Raw genomic sequence first — 20,498 nt, 5'->3', positions numbered from 1 at the left:
GTTCTCCTGTCAGAACTTATAGCCGCGATGCAGCGCAACCACACCCGCTGTCAGGTTGTAATAGTCGACGCTTTCGAATCCGGCGTCCTGCATCATCGCTTTCAATGTGTCCTGATCGGGATGCATACGGATGGATTCCGCCAGATAGCGATAGCTGTCGGCATCATTGGCGACCATAGAACCGATACGCGGCAGGATATGGAAAGAGTAGGCGTCGTACGCTTTGCTCAGCGGCTCGATAATCGGTTTAGAAAATTCCAGCACCAGCAGACGGCCGCCCGGTTTAAGAACTCGGTACATGGAGCGCAGGGCTTTGTCTTTGTCCGTGACGTTACGCAAACCGAAAGAAATGGTAATGCAGTCAAAGGTATTGTCCGGGAACGGCAGCGCTTCCGCATTGGCCTGAACGTATTCCACGTTGCCAATCACGCCGATATTGCGCAGCTTCTCGCGACCCATTTTAAGCATGGAGTCATTGATGTCTGCCAGAATCACCTTGCCGGTCTCCCCGACCAGGCGAGAGAATTTGGCCGTCAGATCGCCGGTCCCCCCGGCTAAGTCCAGCACTGTCTGACCACGGCGGACGCCGCTACAGTCGATGGTGAAGCGTTTCCACAAACGATGAATGCCAAAAGACATCAAATCATTCATGACATCATATTTTGATGCCACAGAATGAAAAACGTGGGCCACCATGTCCGCTTTATGCTCTTTAGCGACAGTCTGAAAACCAAAGTGCGTCGTTTCTTGTGAATTATCCACCATCTCAGTGCCTGCTCATCTAAAAATTGTTCGAGAAGTGTAACAGATTGGGGCTCATTGCCCTACCCTTCCGCCCGTCCCGGCTGCCCCGAACGGACTAATTCGATTGCTGCTTTATCCCGCCATCGTCGGAATAAGGCGTGTTTTCCTGCTCTTCGGGTACCGATCGCAACCGATACTCTTCATCCTGCGTCGTGGCCTGTTCCGCCAGTTCAGGATTAATCCCGCGCTTAATTTCCACCCCTAAGCCGCGAAACGCTTCGGCCTGCGCCAGCACGTTACCACGCCCCGACGAGAGTTTTTTCATCGCCTGACGATAGTTATCTTGCGCTTTATCCAGACTCTGCCCGATGGAGGACATATCATCGACAAAGAGGCGCATTTTGTCATAGAGCTTGCTCGCACGGTCCGCAATCTGTTGCGCATTACGACTTTGATGTTCGTAGCGCCACAGATTCGCAATGGTCCGCAACGCCACCAGTAATGTCGTTGGGCTGACCAGCATAATATTATTTTTAAGCGCCTCGGTAATCAGTTCGGGTTGTCGGTCGAGCGCCAACAGAAAAGCGGGCTCCACCGGGATAAACATCAGCACGTAATCCAGCGTGCGCAGCCCCGGAAGCTGCTGGTAATCCTTACGTCCCAGCAGACGAATATGGTTACGCACCGAGGCAATGTGCTCCTGGAGCGCGCTTTCACGGGTGTCATCATCTTGCGCATTAAAATAGCGCTCATAGGCCACCAGCGTCATTTTGGCGTCGATCACCACATCTTTGCCCTGCGGCAAACGCACGATCACGTCGGGCTGCATGCGGGAGCGGACGTCATTTTCGATGCTGACCTGCGTTTCGTACTCGTACCCTTCGCGCAGTCCGGACGCCTCCAGCACGCGGGTGAGCACCACCTCGCCCCAGTTCCCCTGCGTTTTGTTATCGCCTTTTAGCGCACGGGTCAGGTTGACCGCTTCCTGGGTCATTTGCGCATTAAGCTGTTGGAGGTTGCGAATTTCATGCGCCAGGGTGTGACGCTCGCGCGCTTCCTGACCAAAGCTCTCCTGGACCTGGCGACGGAAGCCGTCCAGTTGCTCACGTAGCGGCGTCAGCAAACCATTCAGGCTCTGCCGGTTTTGCTCATCAACCCGGCGATTGCTCTGTTCAAAGATTCGGTTTGCCAGGTTTTCAAACTGTTCGCTCAGACGCTGCTCGCTGTTGATCATCTGGCGGATTTTATCTTCCGCATGTTGCTGCGTTGCTTCCATCCGCGTAGTCACTTCACGCAGATCCGCTTCCAGCGAGGTGTTAATACTGCGCAGGCTACGTAATTCGTTATTGAGCAACTCACACTCATCGCGCCAGTGTTCGCTTTGGGCAACCTGTTGTTTTGCTGCGCTTAATGCCGCAACCATCTCTTCACGTTCAGCGAATTGCTCGGCTTTCTGTTGCGCATGCTGATAGCTGGCCAGCAGCCAGCCAAGCGCAATGCCCACCAGCGCAATAACCGCATAAATGATGATTGAGATATCCAAAGTGCCTCCCGACGCCATACATCACCCGCACAAAATAGAATTGTGCTGTATAAACGTCCAGTTTTAAAGCACTTTCCTGCGAGGCGCTACGCAAATAATCGCGTAAAAGCAAAAGGCCGAACGCGTCGGCCTTTTACGGAAGGGAAGAGAATTAGATCAGACGACGCGCCGCTTCCACCACGATTTTCACCGCATGGCTTTCGGTCTGTTTCATCGTCTCAGCATTTGGGATCTCCTGCTGAGTACGGTTGACGATCACGCCCGCAACCATCCCGGCACGCAGACCCTGGCTTGCGCACATGGTCAGCAGCGTGGCGGACTCCATTTCATAGTTCATCACGCCCATTGACTGCCACTCTTCCATCGAGCCTTTGAAACGACGCACCACGCGACCGGAGAAGGTGTCATAGCGTTCCTGGCCTGGGTAGAAGGTGTCAGAAGAAGCGGTGACGCCCACGTGAGTGGTGGCACCGATAGATTTTGCCGCTTCAACCAACGCGGTGGTGCACTCAAAGTCAGCGACTGCCGGGTACTCCATCGGCGCAAAGTGCAGGCTCGCGCCATCCAGACGAACGGACGCCGTGGTGACCAGAACATCGCCGACATTGATGTGCGGCTGAATGGCACCAGTGGTGCCAATACGCAGGAAAGTACGAATGCCCAACTGAGCCAGTTCTTCCACCGCAATAGAAGTAGACGGGCCGCCAATACCGGTCGAGCAGACGATGACGGCTTTACCGTCCAGTTCTGCACGCCAGGTGGTGAATTCACGGTGAGATGCCAGCTTAACCGGCTTCTCCATCAGCGCGGCGATCTTTTCCACACGTTCCGGATCGCCAGGGACGATAGCCAGCGTAGCCCCTTGTAAATCGTTCTTGGTGAGGCCGAGATGAAAAACGTCAGACCTGGACATATAAAACTCCTCTGTGATTCGGTTTTTGTCAGAAGAAGCAAAAAGACACTTTACCGAAGGACTTAAGATATTTTCGTGACCATCATCACCATGATGTAAATCAGTTGCATAGGCTTACCAATGAAAAGTGATTCAAGTCACATTAACGGCCCGATTTACGCTTTCTTCGCACAAAAAGCGAGCCGTTTGAGGCAGTGTGAATGGTTAAAGGCTGTCTATAGTTAATAGTGCGCTATTTTTCTAAGGGTACGGAGAATACCATGACATCAACACCACAAACCGGTTTTGCACCTGCAGCATCCCCGATTGCCTCTACCTCAGTTCATACCCCGGACGACGCCATTGTCGCGGGCATTACGTCGATCCCTTCCCAGGGTGATGATATGCCGGCGTATCACGCGCGCCCGAAAAAGAGCGATGGCCCCCTGCCTGTGGTCATTGTAGTGCAGGAAATCTTTGGCGTGCATGAACATATCCGCGACGTCTGCCGTCGTCTGGCGCTGGACGGGTATCTGGCTATCGCGCCAGAACTCTATTTCCGCGAGGGCGATCCGAATGATTTCGCCGATATTCCCACCCTGCTCAGCGGTCTGGTGGCGAAAGTGCCGGATTCTCAGGTCCTGGCCGATCTGGATCACGTCGCCAGTTGGGCGTCCCGTAACGGTGGGGATGTTCATCGCCTGATGATCACCGGTTTTTGTTGGGGCGGACGTATTGCCTGGCTGTATGCGGCGCATAACCCGCAGCTGAAAGCCGCTGTGGCCTGGTATGGAAAACTAGTGGGTGATAAGTCGTTGAATTCGCCGAAGCATCCTGTCGATGTGGCGACCGATCTGAACGCCCCGGTGCTGGGTTTGTACGGCGGTCAGGATAACAGTATTTCTCAGGAAAGCGTGGAGACCATGCGCCAGGCGCTACGCGCCGCTAACGCCAACACGGAGATTATCGTCTATCCCGATGCCGGTCATGCCTTCAATGCCGACTATCGCTCGAGCTATCACGAAGAATCTGCCAAAGACGGCTGGCAAAGAATGCTGGCATGGTTTGCGCAGTACGGCAGTAAGAAATAAGTTCTGGCCCGGAAACACCCGGGCCAGATTTTTCAGGATCACGCCTGACGCAGATTCTGCGCTGCCTGGACCATGTTCGCCAGCGCGGCGCGGGTTTCCGGCCAGCCGCGGGTTTTCAGGCCGCAGTCCGGGTTCACCCACAGGCGTTCAGCCGGGATACGCTGTGCTGCTTTTTGCAACAGCGCCTCAATCCACTCTACGCTCGGGACGTTCGGCGAGTGAATGTCATACACGCCCGGTCCAATTTCGTTTGGATAGTCGAACTCTTCGAACGACTCCAGCAACTCCATGTCGGAACGTGAGGTCTCAATGGTGATCACATCCGCGTCCAGCGCGGCGATAGAATCCATGATGTCGTTAAACTCGCAGTAACACATGTGGGTGTGGATTTGGGTATCATCCTTCGCCACCGCTGCGTTGATGCGAAATGCCTCCACGCCCCACGCCAGATAGGCCGCCCAGTCGCTACGGCGCAGCGGAAGCCCTTCACGCAGTGCCGGTTCATCAATCTGGATGATGCCAATGCCTGCGGCTTCCAGATCCGCCACCTCGTCACGTAGCGCCAGCGCAATCTGTTTGGCGATGGTTTCGCGGGTGACATCTTCACGCGGGAACGACCAGCAGAGAATGGTCACCGGGCCGGTCAACATCCCTTTCACTGGTTTATCGGTCAGAGACTGGGCGTATTTCGCCCACTCGACGGTAATCGCTTGCGGACGGCTGACGTCACCGATCACCACCGGCGGTTTCACACAGCGCGAACCGTAGCTCTGCACCCAACCGTTCTGGGTGAAGACGAAACCGTCCAGATGCTCACCAAAGTATTCCACCATGTCATTACGCTCGGCTTCGCCGTGAACCAGCACGTCCAGCCCCAGCCGCTCCTGCTCAACAATCGCCTGCTTGATATGCTCCGCAATACCAGTACGGTAGTGGTTGGCATCGAGATTGCCTTTTTTGAAGTCCAGACGCAGGCCGCGAATTTCCGTCGTTTGCGGGAAGGAGCCAATGGTCGTTGTTGGCCAGGCCGGCAGGTTGAAGCGCGCACGCTGGGCCTCTGCACGCACATCGTACGGGTTCGCTCGCTGGCTGTCCTGGGCGGTGATAGCCGCCAGACGTTTTTCCACTGCCGCGTTGTGCACACGGGTTGAGTGGCGACGCGCCTGAATCGGTGCGCTCCATTCGGCGATGGCGGTAGTATCGCCGCTGTTCAGCGCATCGCGCAGCAGCGTCAGTTCGCCACATTTTTGCAGGGCGAAGGCAAACCAGCTCTTCACTTCCGCATCCAGACGCGTTTCGACGCTCAGGTCGATCGGGCTGTGCAGCAGCGAGCAGGACGACGCCACCCACAGCGCGCGAAGGCCTACGATATCGCTAATCTGGGCATATTTTTCTGTCAGATCGGCACGCCAGACGTTACGCCCATTGACCAGACCGGCAGACAGCAGCCAGTCAGACGGCAGGCGTTTATGAAGCGCCGCCACGTCATCCTTCCCGTGGACCAGGTCAACGTGCAGTCCCTGTACCGGCAGCGCGGTAATGGTGTCGAGGTTCGGCGTCACGCCTTCAAAGTAAGTGGTCAACAGCAGTTTCACCTGCCCGGAAAGCGCATCATAGGCCGGTTTGAAGGCATTCAGCCACGCCTTCGGCAGCTCCAGCACCAGCGCGGGTTCATCAATCTGTACCCACTCAATACCGCGTTTTGCCAGCTCAGCCAGCACCTGTTTGTACACCGGCAGAATATCATTCAACAGGCTCAGGCGGTCGAACGATTCGCCCTTCACTTTCCCCAGCCACAGGTACGTCACCGGCCCCAGCAGTACGGGTTTCACCTTGTGACCCAGCGCCAGCGCCTCGTCCACTTCATCCAGCAGTTGTGTCCAGGTCAGTTTGAACTGCTGGCCTTTAACGAACTCCGGCACCATGTAGTGATAGTTGGTGTTAAACCACTTGGTCATTTCCGCCGCGGCCGCTGGTTCACCGGTCGGCGCACGACCACGACCAATGCGGAACAGCGTGTCGATATCGACACAACCGTCTTTGTTCTGATGACGAGCCGGCACGTTGCCGAGCAGCAGGCTGGTGGTCAGAACATGGTCATACCAGGCGAAGTCACCTACCGGCAGAAGATCGATACCCGCTTGCTTTTGTTGATCCCAGTGGCGCGCCCGCAACTCGCGGCCCACCGCCAGTAGCTCTTCACGGGTCGCATTGCCCGCCCAGTAGCTTTCTTGCGCTTTTTTCAGCTCGCGACGCAGGCCAACGCGAGGGAAACCGAGGGTGTGATTCAATATTGTCATTTTACTTCCTCTAATTATTTTATTGAATCTGAAGGTAAAACTCTAAATAGTTCGGCTGGCAGGAAGGCGGCGACACAGCGCATCCCCAGGAGCTTACTGAAGTAAGTGACTGGGGTAAGCGAGGAAGCCAACGCACCTGCAAGTCGAAATATGACGAGTTTTGGACGTCCAGATGTTTACACTTCTATAATTCGCAAGTACTGTATATTCCTCAAGCGCAATTTGTTCATGCCGAAGTGAAGGACTTTCATGATCGAGATTAAACACCTGAAAACGCTCCAGGCGTTGCGGAATACCGGGTCGCTGGCAGCCGCCGCGGCGACGCTGCATCAGACCCAATCCGCCCTGTCTCACCAGTTCAGCGATCTGGAGCAGCGCCTTGGCTTTCGGTTATTTATTCGTAAAAGCCAGCCGCTGCGTTTCACCCCTCAGGGTGAGATCCTGCTGCAACTGGCCGGTCAGGTCCTGCCGCAAATTAACCGTGCGTTGCAGGCCTGCAACGAACCGCAGCAGACCCGTCTGCGCATCGCGATTGAGTGTCATAGCTGTATTCAGTGGCTGACCCCGGCGCTGGAAAACTTCCGCGCCAAATGGCCGCAGGTGGAGATGGATTTTAAATCCGGCGTGACGTTTGACCCCCAGCCTGCACTCCAGCAGGACGAACTGGATCTGGTGATGACCTCTGACATTCTGCCGCGCAGCGGACTGCACTATTCGCCGATGTTTGATTTCGAAGTCCGCCTGGTGCTGGCACCCGATCATCCGCTGACCAGCAAGACTCAGGTAACGCCGGAAGATTTAGCCAGCGAAACGCTGCTGATCTATCCGGTACAGCGCAGTCGACTGGACGTCTGGCGTCATTTTCTTCAGCCCGCAGGGGTCAGTCCGTCACTGAAAAGCGTGGATAACACCCTGCTGTTGATTCAGATGGTGGCAGCAAACATGGGCATTGCCGCTCTGCCGCACTGGGTCGTGGAGAGTTTTGAACGCCAGGGTCTGGTGGTGACCAGAACCCTGGGGAATGGCTTGTGGAGCCGCCTGTACGCCGCCGTGCGCGACGGCGAGCAGCGCCAGCCGGTGACTGAGGCGTTTATTCGATCGGCGCGCAATCACGCCTGCGATCATCTGCCGTTTGTACGGAGCGCGGAGCGACCCATTTTCGATGGACCCACAGTGACGCCAGTATCACAGCCGCACCCGTAATAAAGCTCGGCCAGTGAGGCTGTTGGTGCCAAATCGCCAGGTTAACCAGCAGTCCTGCAGGCACATGCATGTTGTTCATAATGCCCAGCGTGCCCGCATCGACCTGTGTGGCGCCGTAGTTCCACATAAAGTAGCCGATCCCTGAAGCCGCCACGCCAAGGAACACCAGAATACCCCACTGGAGTGTCGTCTCCGGCATTTTCTGCGCATTGCCCAGCATGAACCAGGCAACCACGGCCACCAGAAACGCGCCGAGGTAAAACCACGCAAATGCGTTATGCTGCGGCATCGGGCGCGTCTCCATCAGGCGCTTATAGCCCACCATCCCGATGGCAAAGCTAATGTTGGAAAGTTGAACCAGCAGCAGGCCCGTCCAGAAGTGATCGGTCACCTGGTCATAGCGAATAATCCCTGCGCCAATCACCGCCAGCAGCGCGCTGAAAGCATAGCCCCAGCGCAAGCGGCGCTTGCTCATCAGATCGTAAATCAGCGTGATATAGAGCGGCGTCAACACGGTAAACAGCAGCAGTTCAGAAACGGTCAGGTAGAGATAGGCGTGGAAACTCAGCATATACATGATGCCAAGCTGCATGGCACCCACCAGCATATACAAGCCGATAGTTTTCAGGCTGTGCCCACGCGTACGCAGGAAAGGCAGGAATACCAACGCCGCCAGACCGACCCGAACCAGCACCGCAAAGTAGCTATCGACGTGTCCGGCAAGGTACTCTCCAAACAAACTGAAGGAGAAGGCCCACAGGATCGTGGTAATGATCAGTAACGCCACAATGGATATCTCTGAGAATAAGGAGTATCCATTGTAGCGGAGAGTTAAGTTGACAACTGGTTAATTAGTGAGCGTTCGTTTTAGCGCAAGAAAAGATCGCGCAGGTAGTGCGGCACCGCGTCATCGACGTTGATGCCAATCACTTCCAGTTCTGGATGCAAATCCTTCAGGCGCTGATGCGCATTGCCCATAATGCAGCCTTTACCCGCCATCGACAGCATTTCAGCGTCGTTCATGCCGTCACCAAAGGCGATGCAGTCTTTCAGGCTGTAACCCATCGCTTTGGCAACCGCTTCCAGCGCATGACCTTTCGACACGCCGCCCGCCATCACTTCCAGGCAGGTGAGCGTAGAGAAACTCACGTTTACGCGATCGCCCCAGCGCGCGTTAATAGCCTGTTCCAGCGGTAGCAGAATGTCATGGGAGTGACTGGTGAAGAACACTTTGCTGACGCCTTCCGGCTCCAGTAAACCGGGTTCAAACAGCGTGTAATGGAATACCGCCTCTTTGAAAAAGCGCATCTCATCCGGACGATGGCGGTTCATAAACCATTCATCATCACGATAGACGTTGGTAATGATATCCGGATTAGCGTTCACCACGCCAAACAGATCGCTGGCAATATCGCGATCCAGGTTATGGGTAAACACCAGATTTCCGTCCATGTCATGCACGCGAGCACCGTTGGAGGTGATCATCCAGGACTTAATCCCCAGGTTATCGCGGATCTGTCCCACGTCGACATGGTGACGACCGGTCGCGAAGACAAAATTAACGCCGCGCGCGGTCAGCAACTTCAGCGTTTCTTTCGCGTAGGGAGATAGGGTATGGTCGGGAGAAAGCAGTGTGCCATCTAAATCAGACGCAACAACCTGATACATATAAAAATTCAACCTCTAAGCAAAGCGGTTTCCGCTGATGAGTTATGCCTGTTGAAAAAATCAACAATAGCCTGAAGCGCGACTGAGCGCATGGCGTCCTTTTCAAAAAGGATCTCATGGTAAGCGCCTTTAATGACCAGCGGATGACCCCCTTCGACAGGATGGCCCGCTGCGGCGCGGCGTTCACAAAAACGTTCGTGCATGCGGTTATCCACCACACGCTCTTCTTCGGCCTGAAGAAGCAAGGTCGGCGTGGCGTCATCGCCCGCCCCTGCCAGCACCTGTTCGGCCGCCAGGATACCTTCCCGTACCCAGTGATAGGTCGGACCGCCGACACGCAGCTGCGGCTCGTCCGCATAAAAACGTAAATTACGCCGATAGCGCTGTCGACTGTGGGTTAATACATTCATGCCAAAAGGCAATGCCCGCCAGCGTCCGGTGCCTATCGCATACCCTTCCCGGATACGCTGATGGCCTTCGGCCCAGTCCAGTATATGGCGTACCATCCAGTCCGGCAGACGCATCACAATACCAAACATCGGCGCACAGAGCGCGATAGCATCGCACTGATGCGGATGACGCTGCAAAAACAGCGTCGCAATCGCCCCGCCCATCGAATGCGCCAGAATATAACGTTTACGCCACGGTCCCGGCTGAACTTCCTGTGCCCAGAATGCCGATAAATCATCAACATAGTCGTTGAAATTGTCGACATGACCGCGGTTGGGATCCGAAAGCATGCGCCCTGAACGTCCCTGCCCGCGATGGTCAATAATGAGAATATCAAAGCCCAGATGAAACAGGTCATACGCCAGTTCGGCGTACTTCACATAGCTTTCTATTCGACCCGGACAGATGACGATGACACGATCGTTATGCTCAGCGCGAAACCGGACAAAGCGCACCGGCACTCGGCCCACACCGGTCAATTCCGCTTCCTCGCGCTGACGCCAGAAGTCTGTCAGCGGCCCCATGGAAAAAGCCGCGAACGCGTTTTCTCTCGTTTCCCAGTCTTTTTGCTGCTGAAACATCGGGTATCCAGCCTCGTTTACCAGGTAAAAATCGTTTTTTCAGTAGCACGTAACACTTTGCTGCGACAGTAGCGTATTGTGGCATAAATTTAGACAACCAGGAATTTCTCATGACCTTCGAATGGTGGTTCGCCTACCTGCTGACATCCATAATTTTGAGCCTTTCACCTGGCTCTGGCGCCATCAACACCATGACGACCTCCATCAATCACGGCTATCGCGGCGCTGCGGCGTCGATTGCCGGATTACAGACCGGACTGGGTATTCATATCGTGCTGGTCGGCGTCGGTCTGGGCACCCTGTTTTCGCGCTCCGTCATCGCCTTTGAGGTGCTGAAATGGGCGGGCGCCGCCTATCTGATTTGGTTAGGCATTCAGCAATGGCGCGCCGCCGGTGCCATTGACCTGAATACCATGGCCCAGACCCAGTCGCGCGGTCGCCTGTTTAAACGCGCGGTATTCGTGAACCTGACGAACCCCAAAAGCATCGTCTTTCTGGCGGCCCTTTTCCCGCAGTTCGTGATGCCAAAAGAACCGCAACTGATGCAGTACATCGTGCTTGGCGTGACCACCATTGTAGTCGATATCGTGGTGATGATCGGTTACGCCACGCTGGCGCAGCGTATCGCCTTGTGGATCAAAGGGCCGAAGCAGATGAAAGCGTTGAACAAAGTATTTGGTTCACTGTTTATGCTGGTAGGCGCGCTGCTGGCGTCAGCACGCCACGCCTGACAGGTTGCCGGATAGCGGCTGGCGCGTATCCGGCACGAAGACTTAGCGTGAAATGATCAGATGGATGCCGAAACCGGCGAACAACGCCCCGGCAAAACCGTCGATCCACTTCGCCAGACGCTGATAGCCGCGACGCATTTTCGGCAGCGCAAACAGGCTGGCGACCACGGTAAACCACGCGAAAGTTTCGACGATAATCAGCACGAAAATCCCCCAGCGTGCGGCAGTACCGACGCTATCGCCGACGAACAGAGAAAAGACCGAACCGAAGTAGATGATGGCTTTCGGGTTAGCCAGATTCGTCAGCAACCCTTTCAGGAAACTGCGACCGCTTTGCGCCAGCTCAACCTGCGGCGTGGGCGCGGCAACATCCTGTTTTTTCAACGCGCCGCGCAGCATCTGGTAGCCCATCCAGCACAGATACAGGCCGCCGCCCACCATGATAATGGTGTGTAGCCAGGCCATTTTTTCGATGATCAGATGCAGGCCGAGCAGCGCGATACCCGCCCAGACCATGACGCCACAGGTAATGCCCAGCACGCCCATCATCGCTTCTTTACGCGAGCGGCTGACTGCCGTCTGCGAGACAAAAAAGAAATCCGGCCCTGGGCTCATCAGTGCCACAATGTGCACCATCGCCACGGTGAGAAATAACATTAGCATGATCGAAAATACTCGCGGGGGAAACAGTTCAGTGAGTCACCATCCTGGCACTTTTTTGCCTGGCTGACTACTCTTCGTCGTCACCATCGACATGAGCGCGGATCAGCGCCATAAACTCTTTACCGAAGCGCTCCAGTTTACGCATTCCCACCCCGTTGACGCTGAGCATTTCGCTTGCAGAAACCGGCATCTGTTCCGCCATCTCGATCAGCGTGGCATCGTTAAAGACGACGTATGGCGGGATATTCTCTTCATCGGCAATGGCTTTGCGCAGCTTGCGCAGTTTGGCGAACAGTTTGCGATCGTAATTGCCGCCGAAGGATTTCTGCATCACGCGCGGTTTCAGGGCGACAATACGTGGCACCGCGAGTTGCAGGGCGACCTCGCCACGCAGCACCGGACGTGAAGCGTCGGTGAGCTGTAGCGCGGAATGCTGGGCGATATTCTGAGTAACAAAGCCCAGGTGAATCAACTGGCGGATCACGCTCACCCAGTGCTCGTGGCTCTGCTCGCGTCCCATACCGTACACTTTGAGCTTGTCGTGGCCGAGTTCGCGAATGCGCTGGCTGTTAGCCCCGCGAATCACTTCCACCACGTAACCCATTCCAAAGCGCTGGTTTACTCGGCCAATGGTTGAGAGCGCAATCTGCGCGTCCTTCACACCATCGTACTGTTTTGGCGGGTCGAGGCAGATATCGCAGTTGCCGCACGGCTCCTGACGCCCTTCGCCGAAGTAGTTAAGCAGCACCAGACGACGGCAGGTTTGCGCCTCGGCAAACGCGCCCATCGCGTTCAGCTTGTGCCGTTCAATATCCTGTAGCTGCCCCTGCGGTTTTTCTTCCAGACAGCGGCGCAACCACGCCATATCCGCCGGATCGTAAAACAGCATCGCCTCCGCAGGCAAACCGTCACGCCCGGCGCGACCGGTCTCCTGGTAGTAGGATTCAATGTTGCGGGGAATATCGAAATGCACCACAAAACGCACGTTCGGTTTGTTGATGCCCATGCCAAAGGCGACGGTCGCCACCACGATTTGCAGGTCGTCGCGCTGGAATTTCTCCTGCACGTCGGCACGGATGTGATTTTCCAGCCCCGCATGGTACGCCGCGGCGCTAATGCCCCGGCTTTGCAGACGCGCGGCGGTGTCTTCCACCTTCGCACGGCTGTTACAGTAAATAATCCCGGATTTACCGCGCTGTTCCTGCACGTAACGCATCAACTGATCGAGCGGTTTAAACTTCTCCATCAGCATGTAGCGAATGTTCGGGCGGTCAAAGCTGCTGATCTGGATTAAGGGGTCGTTCAGCCCCAGCAGGCGAACAATATCCAGCCGCGTGGTTTCATCGGCTGTCGCGGTTAGCGCGACGAACGGCAGTGCGGGAAAACGCTGTCTGAGCTGACCGAGTGCGGCATATTCCGGGCGGAAGTCATGTCCCCACTGCGAGATACAGTGCGCTTCGTCCACGGCCAGTAACACCGGATTCCAGTGCGCCAGATGCTCAAGGAAGTTATCCAGCATCAGGCGTTCAGGGGCGATATAGAGCAGACGGATTTGCCCGGTACGACACCCCGTCATCACTTCAAGCTGCTGCTCGCGGGTTTGCGTCGAGTTCAGACAGGCGGCCGCCACGCCGTTTGCCAGCAGTTGGTCGACCTGATCTTTCATCAGGGAGATCAGCGGCGAAACGACCACGGTCAGGCCGTTGAGCAATAAGGCAGGGATTTGATAGCAGAGGGATTTCCCTCCACCGGTCGGCATCACGACAAGGCAGTCGCGCCCCGAAACGACGGTGTCGATGATTTCTTCCTGACCCGGGCGAAACTGTTGGTAGCCAAAGGTTTCTTGCAAAACCTGCTTAGCTCCTGATTCCAGATTCAACACTTCCGCCTGCGCCACATTAACCCCGTTCGCTTAAATCAAAACAGGCGCTATTTTCAGCGCCTGAGGGAGAAACTGCAATGTTTAAAACACAATCATCGATCAGAAGATATCGTTGAGCATCACACCCACACCGACGCGCGTCTGATTAAAGTTATAGTCGATCAGCGATTCGCCGTACCCGCTATACACCTGGGTATAGAGACGAATATGCTTCGTCATCGGGTAACTCAACCCCAACTCCGCGCCGCCGTAACCGGTATTCCAGTTGTACTGGCCTTTCGCACTCAGCACCGCATCGCCCAGATGATAGCCGACCTTAAGCTGATAATAGCCCATGTATTTGGTGATATCCGGGTTATCGTCGGTACTGCCGATGACGTACCACGGTTTAACCTCCACCAGCCAGTTGCCGTTTTCCGCCATCAGGCGCGTGTAAAGACGGTTCCAGCTACGTGATGTCGGATCGGAACGCCCGTTCGAATCATGGTTATAACCCATTTCTACGTCGCGCAGTGTCCATCCGGCAACGCGATAATCTGTCGCAAAACCCAGGAACAGCTGCGGTTCGTAGTTGGTTTCACGAAAGGGCGACGACTCTTCTGTGTTGGACAACTGCCACCAGGACTTCTGCGTATAAGAGGCACCCAGAACCGAGTTCGGGCCCGCAATCCCACGCCAGATCGGAAACGCCAGACTCAACTGGAACTTTACTTCATCTTTGCGGGCGTTTTCGGACCAGTTGTAGGAACTGATCGCTTCTTTGTTCATGTCGCTGGTATTGGTGTAGATCAGGTAGTTCGTATCGTAGGGGTAAAGCGTAAAAGGATTATCATGCTCCTGCAGCATATTGGCGATAATACTGCCCCGCACCGCCGGTGCATCATGAACCTCTTTCACCGTCGCCTCTTGCGCATACGCCGTCAGCGGCAGCATTGCTGCTGGTAGCAACCAAGCCAGAATCGCCCGCATTCTTGTTGTTCTCCTGAACGAAAGATTTTTGATTTGTCTATTATTCTGCCAACCATTTTACATATTTACACACAACCTCGTTAGTTATCCCGTCTTAAAGTGGAAAACAACATTTAAGAAGCATAACATCAACATTTTATTAACCAATGGAGTGTCGGAATCGTATGTCTGCCGTACTGACTGCTGAGCAAGCCCTGAAGCTCGTGGGCGAAATGTTTGTCTATCACATGCCGTTTAATCGGGCGCTGGGGCTGGAACTGGAACGCTACGAAAAAGCATTTGCCCAACTGGCCTTTAATAATCAGCCAATGATGGTCGGGAACTGGGCGCAGAGCATTCTGCATGGCGGAGTGATCGCCTCTGCTCTGGACGTGGCAGCCGGGCTGGTGTGCGTCGGCAGTACCCTAACGCGGCACGAGACCATCAGTGAAGACGAACTGCGCCAGCGTCTGTCCCGCATGGGGACCATCGATCTGCGCGTGGACTACCTGCGTCCGGGTCGGGGCAATCGCTTTACCGCCACCAGCAGTCTGCTGCGCGCGGGAAACAAAGTCGCCGTGGCACGTGTGGAATTGCACAACGAAGACCAGCTTTATATTGCCAGCGCCACCGCCACTTATATGGTGGGGTAAAAACAGGTAAACTGTTGTTACATTTCAGACATGAGTTTTCCCGATGGATGCAAAACAAACGCGGCTGGGCGTGTTACTCGCTCTTGCTGCCTATTTTATTTGGGGGATCGCTCCGGCGTACTTCAAGCTTATTTATTACGTCCCCGCAGATGAAATCCTGACCCATCGCGTGATCTGGTCGTTTTTCTTTATGGTGGCGCTGATCAGCATCAGCCGGCAGTGGTCGAGCGTAAAAGCGCTGCTGAAAACGCCGAAAAAGATCTTCCTGCTGGCGCTCTCGGCGGTGCTCGTGGGGGGGAACTGGCTGCTGTTTATCTGGGCGGTCAACAACCACCATATGCTGGAAGCCAGCCTGGGTTACTTTATCAACCCGCTGGTGAACATTGTGTTGGGGATGCTTTTCCTCGGTGAACGCTTTCGCCGGATGCAGTGGTTGGCGGTAATTCTCGCGACCTGTGGCGTTCTGGTGCAGCTCTGGACCTTCGGCTCGCTCCCCATCATTGCGCTGGGACTGGCGTTCAGCTTTGCGTTTTACGGTCTGGTGCGCAAGAAAATCGCCGTTGAAGCGCAAACCGGGATGCTGGTGGAAACCCTGTGGCTGCTGCCCGTTGCCGCAATCTACCTGTTCGGTATCGCCGACAGCTCAACCAGCCATATGGGACAAAACCCGATGTCGCTCAACCTGCTGCTGATTGCCGCCGGGGTGGTGACCACGGTTCCGTTGCTGTGCTTTACCGGTGCGGCGACGCGTCTGCGGCTTTCTACGCTGGGTTTCTTCCAGTACATCGGCCCGACGCTGATGTTCCTGTTGGCCGTGACGTTCTACGGCGAAGTGCCAGGATCGGATAAAATGGTGACGTTCGCCTTTATCTGGGTCGCGCTGGCGATCTTCGTGACGGATGCGATTTATACGCAACGCAGAACGCGCAGGGGAATATAGTCGTGATATGCCTGATGGCGGCTACGCCTTATCAGGCCTACGATGATGTACTTTTGTAGGCCGGATAAGCGAAGCGCCATCCGGCAACGTTCTTCTGCCGGAAAAATCTTTATAAATTCTGAAATAACGCCACTTCCCCATAATCTTGTTTCGTTCTTTTTTTCACTGACTAATGCTTAGCATGTTTATTATGTCGCGAAGAAGGGAATGTTATGGAAAAGAACGAGAATAGGATCGAAGAACTTAGCGAAAAGTGGCAGGCCAGATTTGCATTTTATGACCAGTACGGTCTTCCTGGTTTCTGGAAGACACCCCCGCTTTACGCTTCAGGCTACAAAACCCTCTCTTTCAGCCAGAAAATGAGTATGGGGTTAAATATTTGGGCATTAGTGTTTTCTTTCATTTACCTTTTTTATTTAGGCCTGTGGAAGAAAGGCATTACCGTATTACTCCTCTTTCTGGCAGTAGGTGCTATCTCCATGGCCTATGACATAAGTATCATCGGATACGCAATATCCGCATTAGTCGGTTTCAAAGCGAATATCTGGTTCTATCTGCTGAAGGTTAAGAATGAGCAAACCTGGGGTCTGTAGGCCCGGTAAGCGTAGCGCCACCGGGCAGGATATTACAGCCAGTTCTTGCGCTTAAAGTACAGATACGGTGCCAGACCGGCGAGCAGCATGAAGATAATCGCGCCCGGATAACCAAAGCTCCAGCGCAGCTCAGGCATAAACTCGAAGTTCATCCCATAGCTGGATGCCACCAGCGTCGGCGGCAGGAAAACCACGGAAACCACCGAGAAGATCTTGATGATGCGGTTCTGCTCGATGTTGATAAAGCCCATCGCCGCCTGCATCAGGAAGTTCACTTTCTGGAACAGGGATTCGTTGTGTGGCAGCAGGGATTCGATATCTCGCAGGATCTCGCGCGCCTGTTCCAGTTGTCCGCCCGGCAAACGCGCTTTGCGGACCAGGAAGTTCAGTGCGCGCTGGGTATCCATCAGACACAGGCGAACTTTCCAGCCGATATCTTCCAGTTCCGCCAGCGTCGAAAGCGCTTCATCATACTCATCGCCCTGATGGCCTTCCATAATCACCCGGCTCAGCTCTTCCAGATCGCTGTAGATGTTTTCGATTTCATCCGCCAATTGTTCGATTTTGGTTTCGAACAGATCCAGCAGCAGTTCGTAGGCGTTACCGTCAACCATCGCCTGGCTACGGGCGCGCATACGATACAGACGAAACGCGGGCAGCTCACGTTCACGCAGGGTAAACAGGCGGCCATCGCGGATGGTGAATGCCACGGTGGAGTTACCCGCGTGGTCTTCCGCATCTTCGAAGAAGAAAAAGGAGTGGATGTGCAGGCCGTCTTCGTCTTCGAAGAAACGGGCGGATGCTTCGATGTCTTCCAGTTCAGGACGGGTCGCCAGGCTCTGGCCCAGCTCAGATTGTACGCGCAGTCGCTCGTCGTCGTCCGGCTCGACCAGGTCGACCCAGACGGCATCAATCAGGGTTTGTGACTCTTCGACTTCCAGCCGAATGAGTCGATTATTTTCCAGTTGAAATGCGCTCAGCATGACCGGGACTCCCAATGCTTAAAAATATCGGACAGTTCGGTGGGCACACAGAAACAATTGGGTTTCAGACCATTAAACAGCCTGACTCAGCGCGACGGGAAAAAGAAGAGAAGGTCGCTGACAACCGCTAAGGCTATCAGCAAAAAGGGATAGCCTTAGGAGTTGATCCTGGATGACAGGATAATGAGCCAGTATCTACTGGGTGTGTCCAAGGCGAATGTCCTCTTAGCGTAATCGTGCGCGCATGTTACGCCAGCAAAAATTTGCCGTCAACACGCAACGAAACGCGAAAAAGTAATAATTTCCCCTTATGCAGAAAGGTTAGCAGAGGGGGAAATTAAAGTGATATTTATCTATAAGTTAGACCGTTTCCAACTTCGCATACGCGGCGACGAGCCATTTGATTCCCTGCCCCTGGAAGGCTACCTGCAACCGGCTGTGTTCACCGCTGCCTTCCAGATTCACAATGGTACCCTCTCCGAACTTAGCATGACGCACACGCTGGCCCAGCTTGTATCCGGTGTCGTTCTCCATCATCGGCGTCCCCATGCGCTGATGGCTCACCGGACGGCTGATCGTTGCACGCAAACGCACCTCTTCAACACACTCTTCCGGCAGCTCGCCGATGAAGCGCGACGGACGGTGATACACCTCTTTGCCATACAGTCGGCGCGTTTCGGCATAGGTTAAGGTCAGTTTCTGCATCGCACGAGTCACGCCGACGTAGGCCAGACGGCGCTCTTCTTCAAGGCGTCCGCCCTCATCCAGCGACATCTGGCTGGGGAACATCCCCTCTTCCATCCCGACGATAAACACCTGCGGGAACTCCAGCCCCTTCGCTGAGTGCAGCGTCATGAGCTGTACTGCATCCTGCCAGGTATCCGCCTGCCCTTCGCCCGCTTCCAGCGCCGCATGGGAGAGAAATGCCTGCAACGGCATCAGGTCTTCGTCTTCTTCGTTGTAACTGAACTGGCGCGTCGCCGTCACCAGTTCCTCTAAGTTCTCGATGCGGGTCTGGCCTTTCTCGCCTTTCTCCTGCTCGTACATCATGCGCAGGCCCGAGTCTTTAATCACCCGGTCAGTCTGCACGTGCAGCGGCATGTCGACGGTTTCCTGGGCCAGCGCGTCGATCAGTTCCATAAAACGTTGCAGCGCACTGGCGGCACGACCGGCCAGCGCTTTTTCCTGCAACAGTTCGCGACACGCCTGCCACAGCGTGAGCTGGCGATCGCGCGAAGCCTGGCGCACCACGTCCAGCGTCCGATCGCCAATCCCGCGCGTTGGGGTATTCACCACGCGTTCAAAGGCCGCGTCATCATTGCGGTTTGCAATCAAACGCAGATAAGAGAGCGCGTCTTTGATTTCCTGACGTTCGAAGAAGCGCATGCCGCCGTAGATACGGTACGGCATGCTGGCCTGTAACAACGCCTCTTCGAGCACACGCGACTGGGCGTTACTGCGATAGAGAATGGCACACTGCTCAAGCGCGCCGCCGTTATCCTGCCAGGTTTTGATCCGGTTGACGACAAAGCGCGCTTCATCCAGTTCGTTAAACGCGCAGTAGAGCGAAATCGGTTCGCCTTCGACGCCATCGGTCCACAGTTTTTTACCCAGACGCCCGTTGTTGTTCTCGATCAGGGCGTTCGCTGCGCTGAGGATATTGCTGGTTGAGCGGTAGTTCTGCTCAAGGCGGATCGTTTGTGCGCCAGGGAAATCGTTCAGGAAGCGCTGGATGTTCTCAACCTGCGCGCCGCGCCAGCCGTAGATAGACTGGTCGTCATCGCCCACAATCATCACTTTGCCGGTATCGCCAGCCAGCAGACGAATCCAGGCATACTGAATGTTGTTGGTATCCTGGAACTCGTCCACCAGGATATTGGTGAAACGTTCACGATAGTGCTGAAGAATATGCGGCTTGTTGAGCCACAACTCATGCGCGCGCAGCAGCAGTTCGGCGAAATCCACCAGTCCCGCACGATCGCACGCTTCCTGATAGGCCTGATAAACCTTTTGCCAGGTTTGCTCAATCGGGTTACCGAAGCTCTGAATATGATGCGGGCGCAGACCTTCGTCTTTCTGCCCGTTGATGTACCACATCGCCTGACGCGCCGGCCACTGCTTCTCGTCGAGATTCATCGCCTTGATCAGACGCTTAAGCAGGCGCAACTGGTCTTCGCTGTCGAGGATCTGGAAGTCCTGCGGCAAATTCGCATCCATGTGATGCGCGCGCAGCAGTCGGTGCGCCAGACCGTGGAAGGTGCCCACCCACATGCCGCCCTGGCTGGTGCCCATAATCTGGCCGATGCGGTGACGCATCTCCGCCGCCGCTTTGTTGGTAAAGGTGACCGCCATAATCGAGTACGGCGAGTTATTTTCTACCGTCAACAGCCAGGCGATACGGTGTACCAGCACGCGTGTTTTACCACTCCCCGCCCCCGCGAGAACCAGCATGTTGCTACGTGGCGCGGCCACCGCTTCGCGCTGTTTATCATTGAGGCTGTCGAGCAGGTAAGAAACGTCCATTGGCACCGCCGCGTTAGGAATAGATAAACTGCGAAATGCCTGATGGCGCTTCGCTTATCGGGCCTACGTGATCGCAGTCAGCGTAGGGCGGATAAGCGTAGCGCCATCCG

General features: G+C 55.2%; 19 protein-coding genes. 6 read left to right on the top strand and 13 right to left on the bottom strand.

What is annotated here, in order from left to right:
• Nucleotides 1-9 precede the first annotated feature (9 nt).
• The 3 genes from ubiE to udp all read right to left on the bottom strand — a co-directional run bounded on the left by ubiE (nucleotide 10) and on the right by udp (nucleotide 3,200).
• Complete coding sequence (gene ubiE, locus F384_RS20775) at nucleotides 10-765, bottom strand: bifunctional demethylmenaquinone methyltransferase/2-methoxy-6-polyprenyl-1,4-benzoquinol methylase UbiE (protein WP_046493037.1); 756 nt, start codon at nucleotides 763-765, stop codon at nucleotides 10-12.
• Nucleotides 766-859: 94 nt separating this feature from the next.
• The gene (gene rmuC, locus F384_RS20770; protein WP_046493032.1) at nucleotides 860-2,287 is read right to left on the bottom strand and encodes a DNA recombination protein RmuC; all 1,428 of its coding nucleotides are present in this window, start codon (nucleotides 2,285-2,287) and stop codon (nucleotides 860-862) included.
• 151 nt (nucleotides 2,288-2,438) lie between these two features.
• Nucleotides 2,439-3,200 carry a uridine phosphorylase gene (gene udp / locus F384_RS20765; RefSeq protein WP_042998824.1) on the bottom strand — a complete coding sequence of 254 codons (762 nt, stop codon included), beginning with the start codon at nucleotides 3,198-3,200 and terminating at the stop codon, nucleotides 2,439-2,441.
• Between the two features lie 260 nt (nucleotides 3,201-3,460).
• Here udp and F384_RS20760 point away from each other — a divergent pair, with 260 nt between their 5' ends.
• Nucleotides 3,461-4,270 carry a dienelactone hydrolase family protein gene (locus F384_RS20760; RefSeq protein ID WP_046493029.1) on the top strand — a complete coding sequence of 270 codons (810 nt, stop codon included), beginning with the start codon at nucleotides 3,461-3,463 and terminating at the stop codon, nucleotides 4,268-4,270.
• Nucleotides 4,271-4,308: 38 nt separating this feature from the next.
• Here F384_RS20760 and metE read toward each other — a convergent pair whose 3' ends face one another.
• Nucleotides 4,309-6,570 carry a 5-methyltetrahydropteroyltriglutamate--homocysteine S-methyltransferase gene (metE, locus tag F384_RS20755; RefSeq protein ID WP_046493025.1) on the bottom strand — a complete coding sequence of 754 codons (2,262 nt, stop codon included), beginning with the start codon at nucleotides 6,568-6,570 and terminating at the stop codon, nucleotides 4,309-4,311.
• A 249-nt stretch (nucleotides 6,571-6,819) separates the two neighbouring features.
• On the opposite strand from metE, the gene metR reads away from it, so the two are divergent.
• The gene (gene metR / locus F384_RS20750) at nucleotides 6,820-7,773 is read left to right on the top strand and encodes an HTH-type transcriptional regulator MetR (RefSeq protein WP_046493023.1); all 954 of its coding nucleotides are present in this window, start codon (nucleotides 6,820-6,822) and stop codon (nucleotides 7,771-7,773) included.
• On the opposite strand, the gene bioP is transcribed toward metR, so the two are convergent.
• The 3 genes from bioP to pldB all read right to left on the bottom strand — a co-directional run bounded on the left by bioP (nucleotide 7,661) and on the right by pldB (nucleotide 10,472).
• Complete coding sequence (bioP, locus tag F384_RS20745; RefSeq protein ID WP_046493022.1) at nucleotides 7,661-8,560, bottom strand: biotin transporter; 900 nt, start codon at nucleotides 8,558-8,560, stop codon at nucleotides 7,661-7,663. The genes metR and bioP overlap by 113 nt on opposite strands.
• An 80-nt stretch (nucleotides 8,561-8,640) precedes the next feature.
• Nucleotides 8,641-9,441 (bottom strand): sugar/pyridoxal phosphate phosphatase YigL, encoded by an 801-nt coding sequence (yigL, locus tag F384_RS20740; protein ID WP_046493020.1) that lies wholly within the window; start codon nucleotides 9,439-9,441, stop codon nucleotides 8,641-8,643.
• Nucleotides 9,442-9,449: 8 nt separating this feature from the next.
• Nucleotides 9,450-10,472 (bottom strand): lysophospholipase L2, encoded by a 1,023-nt coding sequence (gene pldB / locus F384_RS20735; protein ID WP_046493019.1) that lies wholly within the window; start codon nucleotides 10,470-10,472, stop codon nucleotides 9,450-9,452.
• Nucleotides 10,473-10,582: 110 nt separating this feature from the next.
• Here pldB and rhtB point away from each other — a divergent pair, with 110 nt between their 5' ends.
• Complete coding sequence (gene rhtB / locus F384_RS20730) at nucleotides 10,583-11,203, top strand: homoserine/homoserine lactone efflux protein (RefSeq protein WP_046493017.1); 621 nt, start codon at nucleotides 10,583-10,585, stop codon at nucleotides 11,201-11,203.
• 42 nt (nucleotides 11,204-11,245) lie between these two features.
• On the opposite strand, the gene rhtC is transcribed toward rhtB, so the two are convergent.
• From rhtC to pldA, 3 genes are all read right to left on the bottom strand, one after another.
• Nucleotides 11,246-11,866, bottom strand: a complete 621-nt coding sequence (gene rhtC / locus F384_RS20725) for a threonine export protein RhtC (protein WP_042326133.1) — start codon at nucleotides 11,864-11,866, stop codon at nucleotides 11,246-11,248.
• 67 nt (nucleotides 11,867-11,933) lie between these two features.
• Nucleotides 11,934-13,763, bottom strand: coding sequence for an ATP-dependent DNA helicase RecQ (recQ, locus tag F384_RS20720; protein WP_046493014.1), 1,830 nt, complete (start codon nucleotides 13,761-13,763; stop codon nucleotides 11,934-11,936).
• Nucleotides 13,764-13,847: 84 nt separating this feature from the next.
• A complete protein-coding gene (pldA, locus tag F384_RS20715; RefSeq protein ID WP_046493012.1) occupies nucleotides 13,848-14,717 on the bottom strand; it encodes a phospholipase A in 870 nt (289 codons plus the stop codon).
• 164 nt (nucleotides 14,718-14,881) lie between these two features.
• Here pldA and yigI point away from each other — a divergent pair, with 164 nt between their 5' ends.
• The 3 genes from yigI (at nucleotide 14,882) to F384_RS20700 (ending at nucleotide 16,882) form a co-directional block, all read left to right on the top strand.
• Nucleotides 14,882-15,349: an acyl-CoA thioesterase YigI gene (gene yigI, locus F384_RS20710; protein WP_001277136.1), complete on the top strand. Its 468-nt coding sequence runs from the start codon at nucleotides 14,882-14,884 to the stop codon at nucleotides 15,347-15,349.
• 43 nt (nucleotides 15,350-15,392) lie between these two features.
• Entirely contained in the window at nucleotides 15,393-16,289 is an 897-nt protein-coding gene (gene rarD / locus F384_RS20705) for an EamA family transporter RarD (protein ID WP_046492963.1), read from the top strand.
• Nucleotides 16,290-16,501: 212 nt separating this feature from the next.
• Nucleotides 16,502-16,882 carry a DUF2628 domain-containing protein gene (locus F384_RS20700; protein ID WP_046492962.1) on the top strand — a complete coding sequence of 127 codons (381 nt, stop codon included), beginning with the start codon at nucleotides 16,502-16,504 and terminating at the stop codon, nucleotides 16,880-16,882.
• 32 nt (nucleotides 16,883-16,914) lie between these two features.
• Here the strand turns inward: F384_RS20700 and corA are convergent, their stop codons facing one another.
• From corA to uvrD, 3 genes are all read right to left on the bottom strand, one after another.
• Entirely contained in the window at nucleotides 16,915-17,865 is a 951-nt protein-coding gene (gene corA, locus F384_RS20695) for a magnesium/cobalt transporter CorA (protein ID WP_046492960.1), read from the bottom strand.
• A 155-nt stretch (nucleotides 17,866-18,020) separates the two neighbouring features.
• Nucleotides 18,021-18,077: a YsgD/CorL family protein gene (gene ysgD, locus F384_RS30490; protein WP_212723238.1), complete on the bottom strand. Its 57-nt coding sequence runs from the start codon at nucleotides 18,075-18,077 to the stop codon at nucleotides 18,021-18,023.
• 148 nt (nucleotides 18,078-18,225) lie between these two features.
• On the bottom strand, nucleotides 18,226-20,388 hold the full coding sequence (uvrD, locus tag F384_RS20690) for a DNA helicase II (RefSeq protein WP_046492959.1): 2,163 nt from the start codon (nucleotides 20,386-20,388) through the stop codon (nucleotides 18,226-18,228).
• Nucleotides 20,389-20,498: the final 110 nt, after the last annotated feature.

It is taken from the genome of Citrobacter amalonaticus Y19 (assembly GCF_000981805.1).
In the GTDB taxonomy this organism is placed as follows: domain Bacteria; phylum Pseudomonadota; class Gammaproteobacteria; order Enterobacterales; family Enterobacteriaceae; genus Citrobacter_A; species Citrobacter_A amalonaticus_C.
The sequence above is the reverse complement of the archived record's forward strand: the minus strand, read 5'-3'. Positions and strand labels throughout refer to the sequence as shown.

Excerpts from the sequence above, each read along its gene's own strand:
- rarD (WP_046492963.1), top strand. The coding sequence starts at position 15,393 with ATGGATGCAAAACAAACGCGGCTGGGCGTGTTACTCGCTCTTGCTGCC.
- corA (WP_046492960.1), bottom strand. The coding sequence starts at position 17,865 with ATGCTGAGCGCATTTCAACTGGAAAATAATCGACTCATTCGGCTGGAA.
- rhtB (WP_046493017.1), top strand. The coding sequence starts at position 10,583 with ATGACCTTCGAATGGTGGTTCGCCTACCTGCTGACATCCATAATTTTG.
- rhtC (WP_042326133.1), bottom strand. The coding sequence starts at position 11,866 with ATGCTAATGTTATTTCTCACCGTGGCGATGGTGCACATTGTGGCACTG.
- uvrD (WP_046492959.1), bottom strand. The coding sequence starts at position 20,388 with ATGGACGTTTCTTACCTGCTCGACAGCCTCAATGATAAACAGCGCGAA.
- metE (WP_046493025.1), bottom strand. The coding sequence starts at position 6,570 with ATGACAATATTGAATCACACCCTCGGTTTCCCTCGCGTTGGCCTGCGT.
- metR (WP_046493023.1), top strand. The coding sequence starts at position 6,820 with ATGATCGAGATTAAACACCTGAAAACGCTCCAGGCGTTGCGGAATACC.
- F384_RS20760 (WP_046493029.1), top strand. The coding sequence starts at position 3,461 with ATGACATCAACACCACAAACCGGTTTTGCACCTGCAGCATCCCCGATT.
- yigL (WP_046493020.1), bottom strand. The coding sequence starts at position 9,441 with ATGTATCAGGTTGTTGCGTCTGATTTAGATGGCACACTGCTTTCTCCC.
- udp (WP_042998824.1), bottom strand. The coding sequence starts at position 3,200 with ATGTCCAGGTCTGACGTTTTTCATCTCGGCCTCACCAAGAACGATTTA.
- pldA (WP_046493012.1), bottom strand. The coding sequence starts at position 14,717 with ATGCGGGCGATTCTGGCTTGGTTGCTACCAGCAGCAATGCTGCCGCTG.
- yigI (WP_001277136.1), top strand. The coding sequence starts at position 14,882 with ATGTCTGCCGTACTGACTGCTGAGCAAGCCCTGAAGCTCGTGGGCGAA.
- ubiE (WP_046493037.1), bottom strand. The coding sequence starts at position 765 with ATGGTGGATAATTCACAAGAAACGACGCACTTTGGTTTTCAGACTGTC.
- pldB (WP_046493019.1), bottom strand. The coding sequence starts at position 10,472 with ATGTTTCAGCAGCAAAAAGACTGGGAAACGAGAGAAAACGCGTTCGCG.
- F384_RS20700 (WP_046492962.1), top strand. The coding sequence starts at position 16,502 with ATGGAAAAGAACGAGAATAGGATCGAAGAACTTAGCGAAAAGTGGCAG.